General features: G+C 58.1%; 17 protein-coding genes. 7 read left to right on the top strand and 10 right to left on the bottom strand.

What is annotated here, in order from left to right; genetic code table 11:
• Window positions 1-52: 52 nt before the first annotated feature.
• Genes AC2FGC_RS11140 through AC2FGC_RS11125 form a run of 4 tightly spaced genes read right to left on the bottom strand, consistent with a single transcriptional unit; the run spans window position 53 to window position 4,219 of the window.
• On the bottom strand, window positions 53-1,150 hold the full coding sequence (locus AC2FGC_RS11140) for an ABC transporter ATP-binding protein (RefSeq protein ID WP_058275012.1): 1,098 nt from the start codon (window positions 1,148-1,150) through the stop codon (window positions 53-55).
• Window positions 1,151-1,153: 3 nt separating this feature from the next.
• A complete protein-coding gene (locus AC2FGC_RS11135) occupies window positions 1,154-2,053 on the bottom strand; it encodes a carbohydrate ABC transporter permease (protein WP_496726406.1) in 900 nt (299 codons plus the stop codon).
• Window positions 2,046-2,918, bottom strand: a complete 873-nt coding sequence (locus AC2FGC_RS11130) for a carbohydrate ABC transporter permease (RefSeq protein ID WP_058275014.1) — start codon at window positions 2,916-2,918, stop codon at window positions 2,046-2,048. Before AC2FGC_RS11130 ends, AC2FGC_RS11135 begins: the two co-directional genes overlap by 8 nt.
• Window positions 2,919-2,974: 56 nt before the next feature.
• Window positions 2,975-4,219: an ABC transporter substrate-binding protein gene (locus AC2FGC_RS11125; protein WP_496726407.1), complete on the bottom strand. Its 1,245-nt coding sequence runs from the start codon at window positions 4,217-4,219 to the stop codon at window positions 2,975-2,977.
• Window positions 4,220-4,436: 217 nt separating this feature from the next.
• On the opposite strand from AC2FGC_RS11125, the gene AC2FGC_RS11120 reads away from it, so the two are divergent.
• Both AC2FGC_RS11120 and AC2FGC_RS11115 read left to right on the top strand, forming a co-directional pair.
• Window positions 4,437-5,168 carry a response regulator transcription factor gene (locus AC2FGC_RS11120; protein ID WP_058275016.1) on the top strand — a complete coding sequence of 244 codons (732 nt, stop codon included), beginning with the start codon at window positions 4,437-4,439 and terminating at the stop codon, window positions 5,166-5,168.
• Window positions 5,165-6,607 (top strand): sensor histidine kinase, encoded by a 1,443-nt coding sequence (locus AC2FGC_RS11115; protein ID WP_496726408.1) that lies wholly within the window; start codon window positions 5,165-5,167, stop codon window positions 6,605-6,607. Before AC2FGC_RS11120 ends, AC2FGC_RS11115 begins: the two co-directional genes overlap by 4 nt.
• Before the next feature lie 4 nt (window positions 6,608-6,611).
• Here the strand turns inward: AC2FGC_RS11115 and fliP are convergent, their stop codons facing one another.
• From fliP to fliF, 4 genes are read right to left on the bottom strand one after another with little or no spacing between them, the layout of a single operon-like run.
• Window positions 6,612-7,343, bottom strand: coding sequence for a flagellar type III secretion system pore protein FliP (gene fliP, locus AC2FGC_RS11110; RefSeq protein ID WP_496726409.1), 732 nt, complete (start codon window positions 7,341-7,343; stop codon window positions 6,612-6,614).
• Window positions 7,343-7,630, bottom strand: a complete 288-nt coding sequence (locus AC2FGC_RS11105) for a FliM/FliN family flagellar motor switch protein (protein WP_282119613.1) — start codon at window positions 7,628-7,630, stop codon at window positions 7,343-7,345. The genes fliP and AC2FGC_RS11105 overlap by 1 nt, the downstream gene beginning before the upstream one ends.
• Complete coding sequence (locus AC2FGC_RS11100; RefSeq protein WP_496726410.1) at window positions 7,623-8,219, bottom strand: FliH/SctL family protein; 597 nt, start codon at window positions 8,217-8,219, stop codon at window positions 7,623-7,625. The genes AC2FGC_RS11105 and AC2FGC_RS11100 overlap by 8 nt, the downstream gene beginning before the upstream one ends.
• Complete coding sequence (fliF, locus tag AC2FGC_RS11095) at window positions 8,219-9,808, bottom strand: flagellar basal-body MS-ring/collar protein FliF (RefSeq protein ID WP_496726411.1); 1,590 nt, start codon at window positions 9,806-9,808, stop codon at window positions 8,219-8,221. The genes AC2FGC_RS11100 and fliF overlap by 1 nt, the downstream gene beginning before the upstream one ends.
• Before the next feature lie 119 nt (window positions 9,809-9,927).
• On the opposite strand from fliF, the gene AC2FGC_RS11090 reads away from it, so the two are divergent.
• From AC2FGC_RS11090 to AC2FGC_RS11070, 5 genes are read left to right on the top strand one after another with little or no spacing between them, the layout of a single operon-like run.
• Window positions 9,928-10,425: a flagellar basal body-associated FliL family protein gene (locus AC2FGC_RS11090; RefSeq protein WP_496726412.1), complete on the top strand. Its 498-nt coding sequence runs from the start codon at window positions 9,928-9,930 to the stop codon at window positions 10,423-10,425.
• A gap of 9 nt (window positions 10,426-10,434) precedes the next feature.
• Window positions 10,435-10,896: a hypothetical protein gene (locus AC2FGC_RS11085; RefSeq protein WP_496726414.1), complete on the top strand. Its 462-nt coding sequence runs from the start codon at window positions 10,435-10,437 to the stop codon at window positions 10,894-10,896.
• Window positions 10,893-11,468, top strand: a complete 576-nt coding sequence (locus AC2FGC_RS11080) for a MotE family protein (protein ID WP_496726415.1) — start codon at window positions 10,893-10,895, stop codon at window positions 11,466-11,468. Before AC2FGC_RS11085 ends, AC2FGC_RS11080 begins: the two co-directional genes overlap by 4 nt.
• Window positions 11,469-11,514: 46 nt before the next feature.
• On the top strand, window positions 11,515-12,384 hold the full coding sequence (gene motA, locus AC2FGC_RS11075) for a flagellar motor stator protein MotA (protein ID WP_496726417.1): 870 nt from the start codon (window positions 11,515-11,517) through the stop codon (window positions 12,382-12,384).
• Entirely contained in the window at window positions 12,381-14,519 is a 2,139-nt protein-coding gene (locus AC2FGC_RS11070; RefSeq protein WP_496726418.1) for a hypothetical protein, read from the top strand. The genes motA and AC2FGC_RS11070 overlap by 4 nt, the downstream gene beginning before the upstream one ends.
• Before the next feature lie 87 nt (window positions 14,520-14,606).
• Here the strand turns inward: AC2FGC_RS11070 and AC2FGC_RS11065 are convergent, their stop codons facing one another.
• Both AC2FGC_RS11065 and AC2FGC_RS11060 read right to left on the bottom strand, forming a co-directional pair.
• Window positions 14,607-15,950 (bottom strand): MmgE/PrpD family protein, encoded by a 1,344-nt coding sequence (locus AC2FGC_RS11065; RefSeq protein ID WP_496726419.1) that lies wholly within the window; start codon window positions 15,948-15,950, stop codon window positions 14,607-14,609.
• Window positions 15,947-18,391 carry a GcvT family protein gene (locus tag AC2FGC_RS11060; protein ID WP_496782337.1) on the bottom strand — a complete coding sequence of 815 codons (2,445 nt, stop codon included), beginning with the start codon at window positions 18,389-18,391 and terminating at the stop codon, window positions 15,947-15,949. The genes AC2FGC_RS11065 and AC2FGC_RS11060 overlap by 4 nt, the downstream gene beginning before the upstream one ends.
• Window positions 18,392-18,496: the final 105 nt, after the last annotated feature.

Below are 18,496 nucleotides of genomic sequence, written 5' to 3'. Positions count from 1 at the left end.
GTTAAGTATAAGAAAAACGCCGCGCGATAGGGTTCGCGCGGCGTTTTTTAGTTCAATTCAGGCGCTCGCCGGTTTCTTTGGCGAAGTAAGATACTTTGCTCATATCGAAGGCCAGGTTCAGCATCTTGCCCGCCTGAGCACTGGTTTCCGCGTGCAGCCTTGCGGTCACCTGCTTGCCGCCCAGTTCTGAGACGACGTAGGTATCGGCCCCTGCGGGTTCGACCATATCGACCATGCACGCCGCTTCCTGCACGCCATCACCGGCACGGAAACCGGCCTCGGCAATATCCTCGGGGCGCAAACCCAGGATCACATCCTCGGGCAACGCCAGATCGCGCGCATCGTTCAGAACCAGCGTTTCGCCGGCGTCGCGCGAGATGACGATTTGTGTACCCGATCCGTTTTTTGTGACCTGCGCAGGGATCAGATTCATTGCCGGCGAGCCCATGAAATCGGCGACAAACAGATTGGCCGGATTGTTGTAGATCTCGGCCGGGCTGCCGATCTGCTGTACGATACCGCCCTTCAGGACCACGATTTTGGTGGCCAGCGTCATCGCCTCAATCTGATCGTGGGTCACGTAGACGATAGAAGCGTCCAAGGTTTGGTGCAGCTTCTTGATCTCGGTCCGCATCTCAACCCGAAGCTTGGCATCGAGGTTCGACAGCGGCTCATCAAACAGGAACAGCTTGGGGTCACGCACCAGCGCTCGGCCCATCGCCACACGCTGACGCTGACCACCGGATAGCTGGCTGGGACGACGGTTCAGCAGCGGCTCGATCTGCAACAGTGAGGCCACATCGTTCAGCTTGGCCTCCTGCGTTGCCTGATCGACCCCGCGCACCTTCATGCCGAAGGTGATGTTCTTGGCCACACTCATCGTCGGATACAAAGCGTAGGATTGGAACACCATCGCGATGTCGCGGTCCTTGGGGCTGACATGGGTCATGTCTTTGCCGCCAATCGCCAGTGTCCCGTCGGTGATTTCCTCCAACCCCGCAATACAGTTCAGCAAGGTGGATTTACCGCAGCCCGAGGGGCCGACCAGCACCAGGAAATCACCCGGTTCGATCGAGATGTTGATGTCCTTCAGAATCTCGGTTGCACCGTAATTCTTGTAGAGTTTGTTGATATCAAGGATGGGAGCCATGGGTTATCCCTTCACAGAGCCAGCGGTCAGGCCGCGGATGAAATACTTACCGGCAACGACATAGACGAGCAGCGTCGGCAGCCCCGCGATGATCGCGGCGGCCATGTCGACGTTGTACTCTTTGACGCCGGTGGTGGAGTTTACGATGTTGTTGAGCGCCACAGTCACGGGCTGCGTGCCCGCCTGGCTGAACGACACACCGAACAGGAAGTCGTTCCAGATCTGCGTGAACTGCCAGATTACGGTCACAACGATGATGGGCAGTGACAGCGGCAGGAAGATCGACCAGAAAATCCGCAGAAAGCCTGCCCCATCGACCCGGGCGGCTTTGGTCAGCTCGGCCGGAATGGTGACATAGTAGTTGCGGAAGAACAGCGTAGTGAAGCCAAGGCCATAGATCACGTGGACAAAGATCAGGCCCGGAATGGTTCCGGCGATCCCCATCATGCCCAGCAGACGCGCCATTGGCAGCAGGACAACCTGGAACGGGATAAAGCAACCGAACAGCATCAGAGAGAAGATGATGTTCGCCCCTTTGAACCGCCACTGCGCCACGACATAACCGTTCAGCGCACCTATCAGGGTGGACAAAAACACTGCAGGCACCGCGATCAGGACCGAGTTCCAGAAGTAAGGCCGCAGACCTTCGCACTGGATACCGGTACAAGCGCCGGACCATGCGGTTTTCCAGGCGTCGAAGCTGACTTCGCGCGGCAGAGAGATCAGGGACCCGGTGCGGATTTCCTCAAGGCTTTTCAGCGATGTCGTCAACATCACGAACAGCGGCATCAGGTAGTACAGCGCGAACAGGCCCAGCAGGACGTAAAGCAGCCAACGCAGGGCAACCTTGCCGGTGGCGCTCTGCGAGCGGGTTTGGGTTTGGGGCATCGACAGATCAGTCATTTTTCGCCCTCAGCTCTGAATAAAGATATGGAACCACGATGGCAAAGACGACCAGCATCATGATCATTGCGGAAGACGCCGCCTGACCAATATCACCGCGCGAAAACGCCATGGCATACATATATGTGGCTGGCAGATCAGTCGCGTATCCCGGACCACCACCTGTCAGCGCGATGACAAGGTCAAAGCTTTTGATCGCAAGGTGGGCCAGCACGATGAAGGCAGACAGGAAGATCGGTGCCATCGACGGTATGATGATCGCCGTATAGATGCGCCATGTGGGGATACCATCGACTTGTGCGGCCTTGATGATTTCACCATCCACCGAACGAAGCCCGGCCAAAAACAGCGCCATGACAAAGCCCGAGCTCTGCCAGATCGCGGCAATCACGATCGTGTAGATGGCGTAATCGGGGTTCACCAGCCAATCGAATTCGAAATTCGGAAAGCCCCAGCCCTGCACCATGGATTCAATGCCCAGACCTGGGTTCAGGATCCACTTCCATGCGGTGCCGGTCACGATCATCGACAGTGCCATCGGGTACAGGTAGATGGTGCGAATGACCCCTTCGACGCGGATCTTCTGATCCAGCAGGATGGCCAGCAACAGCCCCAGCACCATCGCGATCACGATGAACAGCGCGCCAAAGATATACAGGTTGTTGATTGCCGTATCCCAGCGGGGGGAATCGAACAGGCGTTCATACTGAATGAAGCCATGGATCTCGTATTTCGGCAGTAGTTTCGATCGGGTCAGCGACACCCATGCGGTCCATCCGATAAATCCGTAGACAAAAATCAATACGGCGATGAACGACGGTGCCAGCACCACCTTGGGCAGGTGGTTTTCCAGCCATTCGGACATTTTTTCCTCCGGGGAAAAGTGCTCTGCCCCTCAGCATAGGGGCAGAGCGTTTTGGATCAGTAGCTGTTGGCCACCGCGTCCGCCAGTTGCTGAACCGCGTCAGCCGAGGACATATCCGAGTTGAAGTGCGCGGTCACAACGTCGGTGATCGCACCGGACTGCGACCCGCGCAGCGCCATGCCATGGGCGTAAGACGGCAGCAGGGAACCACCTGCCGAGGTCGTACCCATGTCTTCTGCCGACAGGTTGGCGCAGATGTCGAAGTCTTCCAGTCCAACATCGGTCCGTGCAGGGATCGAGCCTTTGTTCAGGTTGAACACTTTCTGGAAGTTCGGCGCGACGATCAGCTTGGCCAGCAGGTCCTGACCGGCTTTCTTGTCGTCTCCTTCCACGTCAAACATGGCGAAGCTGTCTACGTTATAAAGATATCCGTCGCCGGGGGTCGAGGCGCACAGGAAGTCTTCGCCAGGCTTCTTGCCAGCTGCCAGGAATTCACCCTTGGCCCAGTCACCCATGATCTGGAACGCCGCTTCGCCGTTCATGACCATTGCAGTCGCCAGGTTCCAGTCGCGGCCCGAGAAGTTCTCGTCCACATAACCACGCAGTGTGCGCATCTGGTCAAAGACCTGCACCATCGTATCCGAGGTCAGCGCTTCGGGATCCAGATCAACCAGTGCTTTCTGGAAGAACTCGGGTCCGCCGATGCCCAGGACCACCGTTTCAAACACGGTCGCGTCCTGCCACGCCTGACCACCATGGGCCAGCGGGATTACACCAGCGGCCTGCAGCTTGTCAGCGGCAGCGTTGAATTCGTCCCAGGTGGTCGGCATTTCGATGCCATTTGCCGCCAGAACGTCGGCGTTGGCCCAGATCCAGTCCACGCGGTGCACGTTCACCGGTGCGGCGCACCACGTGCCCTCGCACTGCATATGACCCGCGATGGACGCAGGCAGCACCTCGGCCCAGCCTTCGGCTTCGGCGACAGACGAGATATCGGCCAGAACGCCTTCTTCGTACCATTCCTGAATAGCAGGCCCTTTCAGCTGAACGGCAGTCGGTGCGTTACCGGCCAGAACACGGGCCCGCAGCGCGGTCATGGCTGCATCACCGCCACCACCCGCAACGGGCATGTCAGTCCAGGTACCGCCGTTCGAGGCGAACTCTTCCTGCAGAACGGCAACCGATTTGGCCTCACCACCCGAGGTCCACCAGTGCAGAACTTCTGCCTGCGGCTCGGCCACAACGGACGATCCGGCCACAACGGCCAAAGTCGAAACGGTGGCAAATGCAAAACGCTTCATTTTTTGTCTCCTCCCTGAGAACTCAGTGACTGCCAAAGCAGCGATGGCGCTATTACTGTGGTCAGATTGCCGTCTGGCAAAGCAGAATTCACGCTAAAGCACAGAAACAGCCCAAATTTTCACCACTTCTGTTACAGCGTGTTACGTTGGCATTGAATCTGTTTCCATTCGTTACAATGGACGACGACAGAGGGAAAAGATCGGGAGGAAAGACAGAGTGAGCATTCCGCGGCTTCTGGTGGTGGATGACGACCCTGAGATGCGGTCGATGATGACGCAGCTATTGCAGCAAAACAGCTTCATCGCCCTACCCGCCAGTTCCGAGCGGGAAATCCGGGCGCACCTATCCAATGGCCGGATCGATCTGATTTTGTTGGACGTCATGCTGGGGGACGAGAACGGGATTGATATCTGCGCCCGGTTGCGGCGCGAACAGGACGTCCCGATCATTCTGGTCTCTGCCCTGTCCGCCGACCATCAGCGCATGGCAGGGTACGAAGTTGGGGCAGACGACTACATTGCCAAACCCTTCAACCCCCAATTGATGCTGGCCCGTGTCAGGGCAGTAATGCAGCGCGCTCGGCGGTCGTCTTCGCTGGCGTATCGCCGCAGAACCCGCACCTTCCGTTTTGATGGCTGGGTCTTTGACGGAAAGCGTGATGATTTGCATTCGCCAGAAGGCTATTTGGTCGCGTTGTCACAGCGGGAAACCGCCCTGCTCAAGGTCTTGCTGGCCAATCCACATATTCCGCTGACGCGCGATGAAATCGTCACGGCACTGGATGTCACGGGGGACAGCGACAAGTCCGAAGCGCAAGGCCGCGCCATCGACATGTTGGTCGGTCGCCTGCGATCCAAGATCGAGACCAACCCGAAAGATCCGCAAATGCTGCGCACGGAACGCGGGGTCGGGTATATCTTTGCCGCCGACATTTCGGTCGAAGAATGACACTGCGCCTGCGCAATCTGGGGTGGCTTTGGACCCTTTCGGCCTTTGCCGCCGGTTTGCTGTCTGCAGGGTTATGGTTCGCTTCGGCGCGCGCCTGGAACGAATACCTGCTGCAATCTTTTGTGGCGGGGTTCGCCGTCTACGAAGAGTTGCGAACAGGCATGGCCCCCTCCGAGGGGTTGTCGATAACGCCCTTGCCGCCCCAGGATACGGCCCTTGCCGAAAATGGTGAATTTCAGCGGTTGCCCGGGTTTTCAAACCGCCGTTTCGTCACCAACCTTTCGATCCTGACCGACAGTTCCTCGCCGCTCAGCGGGCGTGAATTAAGCGTAGCGATCCTGTCCGACCGGTTGGTTTATCCGGTTTCGGACATTGTGTCAGGCAGTGATCAAACCGGGCCTGAAAAGATGGGAAACCTGACCCGGTTGCTGGCGACATATTGCAGTGAGCCGATCCTGATTGCGAAATTTGGACGCGAGGCCTGGCATCAGGTCGACGGGACCCCGATCTGGGGCTGTCAGGCGGCCCCAATGGATTTACGTCTGCCCGCAATTCTTATGGGGATCGTCGCAATGGCGGTCATCTTATCCGCAGTCAGTAACGTCTCAGATACCTTCACCCGGTTTGCCCGCGCGTTGCGCGAACGGCAGCGTCTTGGTGGGCCGGAAAGCTATGAGGCGGATGGCCCGGATGAACTGCGCGATATCGTCTCGGCAGTGAACGCCCATCTTGAGGCCGAGCGCGCGCAGCTTGAAAAGCGGGCGACGGTCTTGTCCGGTGTCAGCCACGATCTGGGTACCCCTGCGACCCGCGTTCGCCTGCGTGCCGCTCTGATCCCCGACGATGAACTACGCGAAAAGCTCGAGGCGGACGTGGATCAGATGACGGGCATGATCGAAAGTGTCCTGACCTATACGCGATCCGAACTGGATGTTGAGGAACCGCGCCAGATTTCTCTGACCTCTTTGGTCGAGGCTCTGGTCGCCGATTATCAGGATATGGACCTGCCCGTGACACTAAAAAAGACCGACCCCGTCGCGGTCGATGGGGTTACATCGGTGTTCATGTCCCGGCGCGGACATGGGCAGCTGACCGAAACACGCCGCGTTCTGGTCATGGCACGGCCCATATCGCTTAGGCGTGCGCTGACCAATTTGATCGACAACGCGTTGAAATATGGTCGACACGCCGAAGTGCAGTTGGCGACCGATGCGACCACCGCGACGATCACGGTCGAAGATAAGGGCACCGATCTGTCGGTGGAGGACATCGAAAACCTGATGGCTCCATTTCGTCGTGGGTCCAACACCGGATCGTCCGACGGCTATGGTTTGGGCCTGACAATTGCCGCCACCGTGGCCGAACAGCATGGCGGAGAAATGCGCTTTGAGGCCGGCGACTGCGGCCTGCGCGCCTGTCTGCAAATCGCCCGGCAATAAAAACCTAGGTCGCATAACTGCGCACAAGCGCGCTGGCGATCAGGGACCACCCGTCGGCGATGACAAAAAACGCCAGTTTAAACGGCAAGGACACTGTGGCTGGCGGCACCATCATCATCCCCATCGACATCAGCACCGCCGCAACCACAAGGTCGATGATCAGAAATGGCAGAAAGACCAAAAACCCGATCTGAAAAGCGCGCGCAATTTCGGACAGCATGAAGGATGGCATCAGGATGGACAGCGGCGCGTCGGGCGACAGCGTTGTGGCATCACCACCGGGGCGCAGGGCGGCCATGGCGTGAAACGTATCGGGGTCCAATCGCGCAGCCATGAAACCGCGAAACGGCTGTAATGCACGCTCTAATGCAGGCTCGACCTCCATCGTTTCATCGACCAACGGCCGAATTCCTGTTGTCCAGGCTTCGGAAAAGACCGGCTCCATGATGAAATAAGTCAGAAACAGCGCCAGACTGACAATCAGCATATTGGGAGGAGATTGCTGCAACCCGATACCCTGGCGCAGGATCGCCAAAACAGTGATCAGAAACGGAAAACAGGTGATCATGATCGCCAATCCCGGAGCCAGGCTGAGCACGGTGATCAACAGGATCAACTGAATCGTTCGCGCAGATATCGAACCGCCCTCGCCCAGCGAGACAGACAACTCCTGCGCCGTGGTCAAAGACGGGGTCAAAACCGCAAACGCGACCGCCAGAATTAGAAATCGGCGCATCAGCCGATCCCGTTTTGCAGATCCGCGATTTCAGTCAGTCGCACGGCCAGCTGACCGGCCTGCTCGCCCTCCATCTCCTCTAGCAGACCACGTGCGACAAGCTGGTCGCCGACATAAAGGTCAACCGGATCCTCGATGCGTTTGTCCAGCATCAGCACGGCGTTTTCTCCCATGTTCAGCAAATCGCGGATCAAAGGGCGCGCCCGGCCAACCGATACGGTGACTTCAATCGGAACGGCCTCAAACGGGTTGGGCTTCTCGGATTTCGGGGTTTGCGGATCACTCATTGGTCACTGCCTCTTTTGCCTGAAAAACATACGCCTGAAAGGCTTGATCGATTGCAGCAAGCAAACCGCTGCAATCCACCTCGCGCTGGGAAACCCCGACCTTGAGCCGCGCTTGCCCCGCTTCAAGCGACGGGTCTTCAATCACCTGTACAGGTGATGACAGCTCAGCGGGGATCAGGTCTTCCACCTCGTTCACACGACCTGAGGGTACGAAGATTTGCATGGGCTGTCCGATCTGCCCGCGCGCCATATCGGTGAGCTGCTCGACAAGCCGAACGGCAAACCCTCGGTCCAGCATTTCCGGCAAAACCAGCTGTGTCAGGCTCTGAAACATCGGTACCAGCGACAGGGCCATCCGGTTAACCGCTTCATGGTAGGTAAAAGACATATCTTCGAGCGATTTGGCCAATTCGGCCGAAACCTGCCCCCGGCTCTGCTCTTGCGCCTGGACCGCGTCTTCCCAGCCGGCGCTATAGCCTTGCTCGAACGAGGCCAGCCTTTGTTCCTCTAACGCGTCCTCATCCAGTACGTGCAGCTGTCCACCGCCGGCCTGTAAAGTGAAATCCTCAAGAAGATGGGCAATCGACATCACACACGCTCCTCACCTTCTTCCAGCCAACTGCGCAGGATTTCGACCGTTTCTTCCTGTTTGTCGCCGATCATTGCCCTGAGCCGATCCACCGGGTCCGCCCCGGCATCGGTCGCAAGCGCCGGAACGTTCCCTGTGGGCGCCTGCCCTGGCAAGGTGGTGAATTGCCCGCCCTCTTCCGTCGCAATTTCGCCGGTCAGGTATGCGTCAGGTTCCTGAGCCGAACCTGCGGACAACAGCGCCGGAACGGTCGCCGGCTGCGTCAAAATGGGGCGGATGACAAACATACCAAGCACCAACGAAACCAGCGCCAGCACTGCCATTTGAATTAGCGACATCGCGTCAATATGAAATTTCTGCCACAGCGAGGCGGTTGCCAAACTGCCCTGCGGCTCCACCACCGGAAGATCCAGCGATTTCAGCGTAATAACGTCGCCCCGCTCGGCATCGTAGCCCACTGCCGAGGCCACAAGCTCTTGCAGTGCATCCATCTCGGCCTGCGGCATCGGCGTGAATGTTTCACTGCCGTTTGCGTCCACGGATCGCGTTCCGTTTACCAGAACAGCCACCGTCAGTCGCTTGATCGCGCCGGGACCGTTGTGAACCTCAAGCTCGGTTTCGGAAACCTCGTAGTTGACCCGTTCTCGGGTCTGGGTTGCGTTCGAATTGGATTCGTCCCCGCCCGCGCCATCGCCATCGGGCAGGTTTGACGCAACCGTCACATCCCCGGATTGGTTGCGAGCACTGTCCGAACGCTCTTCGACATCGGTGCTGATGGCCACACGGCCATTGGGATCAAAACGCCGTTCGCGGATTGATTCTGTCTTGGTCACCGTATCGACACTCACCTCGACGACAGCATTTCCAGCTCCGACCCGGGCTTCGACCAGACGCAGAACCCGCTCGCGCAGCTGGCGCGATTTATCGTCAGCGGTATCTGCGGACACCGGGTTGTCCTGTGCCCCGATCACTGCGCCATTCGAATCGATGACGGTGACGTTCTCGGGCGCCAGTCCGCTGACTGCGGACGACACCAGGAACCGGATCGCCTTTGCCTGATCCGACGTGATGTCCGTGCCCGATGCGACCAGATAGACCGATGCGGTTGGTGCAACACTGCGCTGAAACGGATTGGCTGATCCATTGGCAATATGCACGCGCGCCTGACTGATATGGGGGCTGCCTACAATGGTTCGGGCCAATTCACCTTCCTTGGCGCGCCAATATGCGGCGTCAAACATCTGCGATGTTGTGCCAAACCCGCTGAGCGAATCCAGCAGCTCGTAGCCCCGGTTTCCCGTTGCAGGCAGGCCTTCGCTGGCCAGCGTCAGGCGCAATTCATCCCGTTGTGATCCCGGCACATAAATTGAGCCACCGCGAATCTCATACTGCACCCCGCGCTGATCCAATGAACGGACGATATCCCCCGCAGCGCCGCTTTCTAATCCGGCGTAAAGCAGGGTCATCGACGGCGTTGTCACTAGGCGCGACATCGCAAGGACCCCCAAAAACACCAGCACGACTGCACCCGCGACAATGAATTGTTTACGCCTGTCCAAACTTGCCCAGACAGTTCCGATCTGCTGCACGATCACCTCCGACTCGCCGACATTCTGTGCGACGCATCCCTTGTTTGGACGATTGCCCTTAACAATCGGTTAGTCCCTGCCGGGTTATGACGATTGCAGATTGTAGGAATGAGGACGTCATGACCGACGCGACTGCAGAACAGGCAGAAGTCCCAGTAAAATATGGGAAAAAGGGAATGATAATAGGCGCGATTCTGGCGATAGCCGGTGCTGCGGGCGGGTATTTCCTGACCACCACCGGCCTGTTGCCAATAGGTGGAAAACCCGTTGTACAAAACGCCGAGGAAACAGAGAAAAGCAAGCCTGCCAAGGCTCTGCCAAAGGTCGGATTCGTTGACCTTGCCCCAGTCGTCGTTTCGGTAAACACCAGCGATTCGCGACATCTGAAGTTTCATGCCCAGCTCGAGGTGAACGCGCCGTACATGGCGGATGTGGAAAAGATGCAACCGCGAATCATGGACGTGCTGAACGCATATCTGCGCGCGATTGAGGTAACGGATCTTGAGGATTCGCTCGCGCTTATGCGCATCCGAGGACATCTGTTACGGCGTATCGAAATCGTCGTCGGTGAAGGCCGTGTGCGTGATGTTCTCGTCATGGAATTCGTACTGAACTAGGAGGCGAAGTTGGAGCTGATTGCAGATATTTTGCTGGTGGCAGGTGCCTTGGGTGCGGGTCTTTATTGTTTCGTCCTGTCCAGGCGGTTGAAACGCTTTACCGACCTTGAAAGAGGCGTCGGTGGTGCCGTGAGCGTGCTGTCATCGCAAGCGGAAGAGTTGAAACGGTCACTGGATTCAGCGCGCGACGCCTCGGATCAATCTGGCGTTGCGCTGAAGGATTTAACCGAGCGCGCCGAAACAGTGGCGCAGCGGCTTGAGCTGATGATGGCCTCGATGCATGACGTAGTGCCGGACGATGAAGAGACGACCGAGTCCCCTATACCAGAGCCTGTGCCATTTGTTTCCGAAGAACAATCCCAAACCACCTCAGTGCCCGTTATTGAAGAAGACGCGCCAGCCGAGACTCAGGTCAAACGTCTAGGTGGGTTGATGTTCCTGCGTCACAACCGCAGCGAGGCCGCGACATGAGGCGGAAGCGGGCGGAAAATCGCCCCAAAGGCGGCGTTCTTGCGGTGATCGCGATGCTTATGATCGGTTCCGCCGCGATCAGAATAGGATTCGAGGCCGGCCCCGCGCTGGCTAAAGGATCCGATCCCGCCCCATCGCTGGCGAGGGGCAGCCAACCCGAACAGCCCGGTGCGCAAGAATTGTTGACCGAATTGCTACGCCGCGAAGACGCACTCAAAAAACGAGAGGCCGCTTTGGAAGACAAGGAAAAGGCGCTCGATATCGCGGATCAGGCGATTGAAACGCGCCTGGCTGCCTTGCAGGAGGCCGAAGAGTCGCTGCGACAGACACTGGCCTTCGCCGAAAAAGCCGCCGAGACCGATCTGACGCGCCTGACGGATGTGTATCAGAGCATGAAGCCCAAGGACGCAGCCGCCCTGTTCGAAACCATGGACCCCGGCTTTGCGGCTGGCTTTCTGTCGCGGATGCCACCTGACGCAGCAGCAGGTGTTCTGGCCGGTCTCAGCCCCGAAGCCGCCTATACGATCAGTGTGATCATCGCCGGTCGCAATGCTGCGGCTCCGCAGGAGTAGCGCACATGTACTTTACGCCCGCATCTGACATTGCAGGAGACCGCTCATGATCGGAATCATCGGAATCGTCGTCATTTTCGCCATGGTGTTTGGCGGTTATCTTGCCGCCGGGGGCAAGATGACGATCATTATGAAATCGCTCCCTTTCGAGATGATGATGATCGGCGGCGCGGCCGTTGGCGCATTCATGATCAGCAACGACTTGAGCGCGGTCAAACATACGATCAAGGACATGGGTAAAGTTTTTAAAGGCCCGAAATGGAAACCCGAAGACTACCGCGATCTGCTGTGCCTTTTGTTTTCTCTGATCCGCATTGCCAAGGCCAACCCGGTCGAGGTGGAACAGCATATCGAAGACCCCGAGAATTCGACCCTATTCTCGGCCTATCCGAAGATTCAGAAGGACAAGGAAGCCGTCGATCTGATCTGCGACACGATGCGATCCGCGTCGATGAATTACGACGATCCACATCAAGTTGAAGAAGTGCTGGAAAAGCGGATGGAGACCAATTTTCACCACGCCATGCATTCCAGCCACGCACTGCAAACCGTCGCCGATGGTTTGCCCGCACTTGGTATCGTGGCCGCCGTTTTAGGCGTAATCAAAACGATGGGGTCCATCGACCAGCCGCCCGAAGTACTGGGCAAATTGATCGGCGGCGCTTTGGTCGGGACGTTCCTGGGCGTGTTTCTCGCCTATGGCCTGGTTGGCCCGTTCGCTGGCAAGCTGAAAGCGGTGGTCGAAGAGGACAACCATTTTTATCAGCTGATCAAAGAGGTTCTGGTCGCCAACCTGCACAACCATAACGCAGCCATGTGTATTGAAGTTGGCCGCCAGAACACGCCGACACATAACCGACCCGGATTTTCTGAGCTGGAAGATGCGTTGAAGGAACTCAAACAGGCAGCGGCATGATCCGGACAGTTTTTCTTGCTTTGGCGCTAACCGCCGCGGCAGCGCAGGTTCAAGCACAAAATGTGCAGGTAAGCTCGGGCGAACATGATGGGTATACGCGACTGGTCGCACAGGTTCCGCCGGGCACTAAATGGGTGCTGTCGCACAAGAAAAATGGTGCGCGTCTGAGTGTCCAACTGGAAAAGGTTAACTTTGACACAGCAGCCGTTTTCCAGCGTTTGACGCAAAACCGCTTGGCCGCGATCTCTCAGTTCGAACCGGGCGCGGCACTTGATATGCAATTTGGCTGCGACTGTGTTGCCAATGCCTTTCTGTTTAAGGGCACGATGATCGTGGTGGATATTGCACCAGGCTCGGCGCCACCCACAATCAGCACTGATGTACCGTCGCCTGTTTTGCCCAAAGCGTCCAAAGAGAAAGACCCGTTGGTCGCGCAAAATCTGCAGAGTCTCGAATTGCCACTGCTAAGCCTGAACACAAAACGATTTGAAGAACAGCTCTCTACCCTGCTACTGCGCGGTTCTGACCGGGAAGTCGTTGATTTGAGGCTTGCTCCGGTTGGACCAAGGCTGTCGGTCCCCAAGAACGATCCCTTTAGCCCCTCAGATCTTAATGCGAATATTCATGTGACATCCGTTCTGGACGGCTTGAATGAACTTTTAGGGCCATCCCTGCCGCAGCTTGAACAACGCCCACCCTGCATCTCAAGCGCTGAGCTTGGGTTTGACCGTTGGTCTGGGGCAACTCCCTTTCCGGAACAGGTGGCTTCGTTGCGCGCCGCTTTGTTCAAAGAATTCGATCATCTCGACGAAGATGAAACGCTGAAGCTGGCGCAGCTATACGCCTATTTCGGGTTCGGCGCAGAGGCTCTTCGGACGCTTGAATTGCTTGGGCGGCATGCGCCGGACACAGATCGGGTTGCCGCCATAGCCCGGTACCTTGATGGCGCACAGCCGTCCCATCCGAACCCGTTTACCAGTCTTCAGCGGTGTGAAAGCGACGCCGCGCTTTGGGCTCTTTTGATCGAAGGAGTGCTGCAGGAAGAGGCCCATTTGCAATCGATCGAACAGTCTTTTGCGCGCTTGCCCGCCCATCTGCGCCGTCATGTTGGGCCGACATTGGCGGAAATTCTGACAGAAGCTGGGAAACTTGAACCAGCAAGGCGCGTGTTGCGCGCGGTCGACCGCGTTGCGACTGAGGACAGCGCCGATACGTCCCAAGCCAAAGCCAAGGTCGCGGCTGCCGAAGGCGACGGCCCGAAGTCAGAAGCTCTGTTGAACGAGATCATCGCCGCGTCGAGTGCAGAGTTGGAGGCACCGATTGCGCTTGCGCGACTGGTCGACAAGCGATGGTCGGAACGTGGGGCAATATCTCCGCAAGAACTTGATCTTACGGCCTCTTACGTCGTGGAGTTTCGCCGGTCTGAAATCGGGCCGCGCATGCTGCAAACACAGATCGTTGCGTTAAGCTTAAGCCATGAGTTCGACATGGCGATGGATCTGCTGAGCGCCCAAGATACACAGGCCAATGCCATCGAAACGTTGAACCGCGTCGCCCAGATCCTGACCGAACGCGCCGACGACGCGACATTCCTTAGACTGGTCGTTACCCTGACACCCGAGCAGAAACTGGCGCTAGTCACAGATACAAGCGTGGCGATGGCCGAGCGTTTGGTCACCCTTGGTTTTGCGGACGCGGCGATGGAGTTGGCCAGCCGGCCACAGGACAAGGTCCGACGCGCAGAAAGGGCACGGTTACGCGCGCGCGCTGCCTTACTGCAACGCCGACCACATCAAGCGATGTTGGAGCTGGCCGACGATCCATCAGACGCGGCCCAGCTTTTGCGAGGGCAAGCATTGCAGATGACGGACGATTACGTGGCAGCTGGTCAGCTTTTGCGGGCTGTGGGTGCAGACGAAAAAGCCGATCGGTTCTTTTGGTTGGCCGATCATCCGGAAACGGTCGAGCCCGAACGCGACACAAAGTTCCTCGCAGTTCAGCAAACAACGCAGCTCCTGTCCGTTCCGCCAACACGAATGCAGGATAAACCTTTAGCTGACGCAAAGGGCTTGTTGGATGACAGCGCAAAAACACGCCAGCACATTCTGGATTTGCTTGCGGAGGTGGACCAATAGCGGATCAGGTCGGCGCCACCTGCAACCACGGTTTGTCTTTCAATAGGTGCCCACTGAGCGTCGGCCCGCAGCCCGCACCGGCCGCTTTTACGGATCAAAGACCAACGGCATCAGGTCCGACAATCTGGATGTAGGTTCGACCCAACCCAATATGGCCGCGCGGATCGCGTCCGCGCGGTCTGAACCGACAATTGGCGCGGCAAACTCGGTGTACTTGGCGATCACATCTCCTCTGCTGAGCGGGGCCTCCGGCCCTCCGCGCGCGTGAGTGTCGCCGGATTCGAACACACGCCCATCGGTCGATTTCAAGGTGACATCGGCCCACCGCCACTGCGGGAAGCGTGCACTGTGGCGCGCATCTTCCTGAACGTGAATACGCGGTACCAACTCTGCCACTGCCGGATCAGACAGACCCGCACCCGAGATATGTTCGACCCCGATCCGACCATGGATCGCCTGAACCGCCACAGCAAAAGGCAGAGAGTATTGGGCCTGAGACGTGGTATCAGGCATCCCGCCATACAGGCAGGCCGCTTCGTGAAAACTGTTGATATGGATGGATCCGATCTGGTCGTGCGCCAGGTTATTCTCCATCATCACTGTCCGAACGCCATCAATGGCCGCATGGGCCCAGCGACATATCGGATAGGGTTTTACGTATTGGTGTTCGACCTGCCAGAACTGACCCAAATCATTCCAAAACGACGCAACATCGGCATCTTCGATTGTGATGGCCGGGGCGCCCGTGAAACCACGTTCGGCCAGAATCGCAGATGATATACCAACCATCGCGCCCCAACCCGATCCGTCATGCAGCATCGTCGGATTTGCAATCTCGCGCATCATCTGACTTCGAGGTCCGTGGTATTCCGCGATTCCCAATGCTTGTCGAAACTGGTCGGGCATATGCCTGCGCATGCGCGCGGCCATGGCCACCACACCCAGTGCGTTCCACGCGCCGGACGTGTGATAATCGCTGACCGATGCGTGCAGCGACAGCCCCGCACGTCCCGCGATTTCATATCCTGTGACGACGGCAGCCAGGGCTTCGGGGCCGGACAAATCAGGGCAATGCGCACCAAGTGAAACTAACGCAGGCAGGACGACGACACCGATATGCCCCTTAGTCGGGTTGTAGCCGTCATGCCCATCCAGATTGTCGGTTTGCGTGGCTGCCGCGTAGGCAGCGCCTGCCATGCTGACGGGGCGGCCATCAAACATCATCGGAACGCTGAATGCCGCATCACTACTGGCATAGAGCAACGCGGCAGTATCGCGGGCGATCACGCCGGCCTCCATCGGGCCGGAGGCGATCAGGATGCCCATTGTGTCCAGCATCATCAGGGCGGCGGCCTCTTTCGCGCTGTCAGGCATTTCCTGCGCTGAAAGGTTCAGTGCAAAATCCGTGACCCGATCAAGCGTGCCGGTCATTTGGCTGCCTCCATCACCTTGGATGGGACATCGCGCAGCCGGAGACCCGATGGATCAAAGGGCGGTTCGGCCAAAACTCTGGCTTTATGCGGTTTGCCGAGGATGAAGATTTCCACCATGTCCCCCGGCTGTACGACCGCCGGATTCGCATAGCCGATGGCCAGGGACTTGCCGACTGAATAGCCATAGGCGCCTGACGTTACACGTCCGACCGGTGCGCCATCTGGTGTAAAGATAGTTTCGCCACCGGACGCGTCGGCATCCGTCGCCTCGACCTCAAAAATCGACAGAACCTCGCGCGCGGCGTTGTCCTTGATCTGCAGATAGGCGTCTTTGTGCAGGAAGTCCTTGTCCAGCTTGATCAGACCCGCCAGTCCGACTTCCTGCGGCCAGTATTCCTGAGAATACTCGCGGCCCCACGAGCCATAGCCCTTCTCGATCCGCAGTGACCCCAACGCGCGGCCGCCCACTGGACCACCGTCGCACTCCTTCGCAGCCTCAAGAAGTGCGGAATAGAGCCTGATTTGATCTACTTCCGCGCAGTGCAACTCCCACCCCAGATCGCCGGTAAAGCTGACGCGGATGGCAAGGCAGGTGACGCCCGCCACCTCGATCGTTTGTGAGCGCATAAAACGGAACGCTTCGTTCGACAGGTCGGCATTTGTCAGTCGTTGCAACAGGTCACGCGACTTGGGACCCGCTACATTGAAACCCGCGATGCGATCTGTTGCCACTTCGAGTGTTGTGCCGTCGGGCAGATCGACCATGTTGAAGAACCGCTGATGATAGCGCTCGGCCATACCCGAGCCGATCATCATGTATTCGTCCTCGGCCACCTTGGTGATGGTGAAATCCCCGGCAACGCCGCCCCGGACTGAGATCAGCGGTGTCAGGCACGACCGCCCAATCTCGGTCGGCACCCTATTCGCGACCAAACGGTCCAGCCACTCATAGGCACCCGAGCCCTTAATGACGTAGTTGGCAAAGTTCGAGATGTCGATCACACCGACCTTCTCGCGCAGCACTCTGACCTCTCGCCCGACCGATTCCCACCAGTTCTGGCGCGTGAACCCGTTTGTCTCGGTGGTGCCGGGCTGATCCGCGAACCAGAGCGGGTGTTCCCATCCGCAGTTCAGACCAAAGACGCAGCCCATGTCCTTTTGCATCTCATACGCCGGGCGCACGCGGGCCGGGCGGCCAGCGCTGCGTTCCTCGTTTGGGAAATGGATGGCGAAACGGTGAGTATACTGGTCTTCAACCCGCGCCTTGGTGAATTTCTTGTCCGCCCAGTCGCCAAACCGGGCGAGATCCCAGGCGAACATGTCGTATTGCGGCTCGCCCTCGATCATCCATTGCGCCGCCAGCAAACCCAAACCACCCGACTGCGAAAAGCCCGGGATCAGACCACCGCAGAGGAAATAATTCTTCAGCTCGGGAACCGGACCCCACAGGGCGGAACTGTCCGGGGACCAGATCATTGGGCCGTTGATAACCCGTTTCACGCCAGCCGTCGCCGCCGCGGGCACACGTTCGGTTGCGCGGATCACGTTCTCCATAATCCGGTCCAGATCGTCGGGGAACAGATCATGGGCAAAGTCCAACGGCGTGCCCTCTTCGGCCCAGAACTTCATGTCCTTTTCATAGGCCCCGATCAGCAGCCCGTTGCCTTCCTGTCGGAAGTAGTACTCACCGTCCCGATCGGCGATCGACGGTAAACGGCGACCCAGTTTGGCAACCTCATCAATGGAATCGGTTACGAAATATTGGTGTTCGGTCGGTTGCAGCGGCAGGTTCAAACCCGCCAATGCCGCTACTTCGCGGCCCCAAAGACCTGCGGCATTCACAACCCATTGCGTATGGATATCCCCCTTTTCCGTGCGCACAATCCATGACCCATCTGGCTGCTGATCAGTGCCTAACACGGGGCAAAACCGCTCAATCGTTGCACCCATTGCCCGCGCACCTGCGGCATAGGCGTGCGGCACACCGGATGGATCCACGTTGCCACCATCGGGTTCAAACATAATGCAGCGGATATCGTCGAACTGCGCCAGCGGGTGAAGCTCCATCGCCTGTTCGCGGCTGACTTCGTAGAAGTTCAGGCCATAGAACCGGGCTTTTGCTTCTTGCAGGCGTAACTGATGTTCGCGGTTTTCAGTCTGGGCCAGATAGAGGGAACCGGGCTGGAACACTCCGCAGCTCTGGCCGGTTTCCTGCTCCAGCTCTTTATACAGATTCATCGTGTAATGCTGGATGCGGGTGATGTTGTTGTTGTCGTGCAGTCCGTGAATGTTGGCCGCCGCGTGCCAGGTTGATCCGCTGGTCAGTTCATCCCGCTCAAGCAGGACAACGTCCCGCCAACCGAGTTTGGCCAAATGGTAAAGGATTGAACAGCCAGCCAATCCTCCGCCGATGACTACGGCCTGCGCGTGCGTTTTCATGAAATTGACCTCCCGCCGACGGTGCCGAAAACGGCACCCTTTGGAGGAAGTCAGCCACATGTCTTATGTGGCTTATGCTCTGTTCCCGACGCGAAATGTCGGGAA

Source organism: Ruegeria sp. CDSC054, from assembly GCF_059610645.1.
Note: the sequence above shows the minus strand (reverse complement) of the source record. Positions and strands in the feature narration are given on the sequence as shown.

Excerpts from the sequence above, each read along its gene's own strand:
- AC2FGC_RS11140 (WP_058275012.1), bottom strand. The coding sequence starts at position 1,150 with ATGGCTCCCATCCTTGATATCAACAAACTCTACAAGAATTACGGTGCA.
- AC2FGC_RS11135 (WP_496726406.1), bottom strand. The coding sequence starts at position 2,053 with ATGACTGATCTGTCGATGCCCCAAACCCAAACCCGCTCGCAGAGCGCC.
- AC2FGC_RS11130 (WP_058275014.1), bottom strand. The coding sequence starts at position 2,918 with ATGTCCGAATGGCTGGAAAACCACCTGCCCAAGGTGGTGCTGGCACCG.
- AC2FGC_RS11125 (WP_496726407.1), bottom strand. The coding sequence starts at position 4,219 with ATGAAGCGTTTTGCATTTGCCACCGTTTCGACTTTGGCCGTTGTGGCC.
- AC2FGC_RS11115 (WP_496726408.1), top strand. The coding sequence starts at position 5,165 with ATGACACTGCGCCTGCGCAATCTGGGGTGGCTTTGGACCCTTTCGGCC.
- fliP (WP_496726409.1), bottom strand. The coding sequence starts at position 7,343 with ATGCGCCGATTTCTAATTCTGGCGGTCGCGTTTGCGGTTTTGACCCCG.
- AC2FGC_RS11105 (WP_282119613.1), bottom strand. The coding sequence starts at position 7,630 with ATGAGTGATCCGCAAACCCCGAAATCCGAGAAGCCCAACCCGTTTGAG.
- AC2FGC_RS11100 (WP_496726410.1), bottom strand. The coding sequence starts at position 8,219 with ATGTCGATTGCCCATCTTCTTGAGGATTTCACTTTACAGGCCGGCGGT.
- AC2FGC_RS11090 (WP_496726412.1), top strand. The coding sequence starts at position 9,928 with ATGACCGACGCGACTGCAGAACAGGCAGAAGTCCCAGTAAAATATGGG.
- AC2FGC_RS11080 (WP_496726415.1), top strand. The coding sequence starts at position 10,893 with ATGAGGCGGAAGCGGGCGGAAAATCGCCCCAAAGGCGGCGTTCTTGCG.
- motA (WP_496726417.1), top strand. The coding sequence starts at position 11,515 with ATGATCGGAATCATCGGAATCGTCGTCATTTTCGCCATGGTGTTTGGC.
- AC2FGC_RS11070 (WP_496726418.1), top strand. The coding sequence starts at position 12,381 with ATGATCCGGACAGTTTTTCTTGCTTTGGCGCTAACCGCCGCGGCAGCG.
- AC2FGC_RS11065 (WP_496726419.1), bottom strand. The coding sequence starts at position 15,950 with ATGACCGGCACGCTTGATCGGGTCACGGATTTTGCACTGAACCTTTCA.
- AC2FGC_RS11060 (WP_496782337.1), bottom strand. The coding sequence starts at position 18,391 with ATGAAAACGCACGCGCAGGCCGTAGTCATCGGCGGAGGATTGGCTGGC.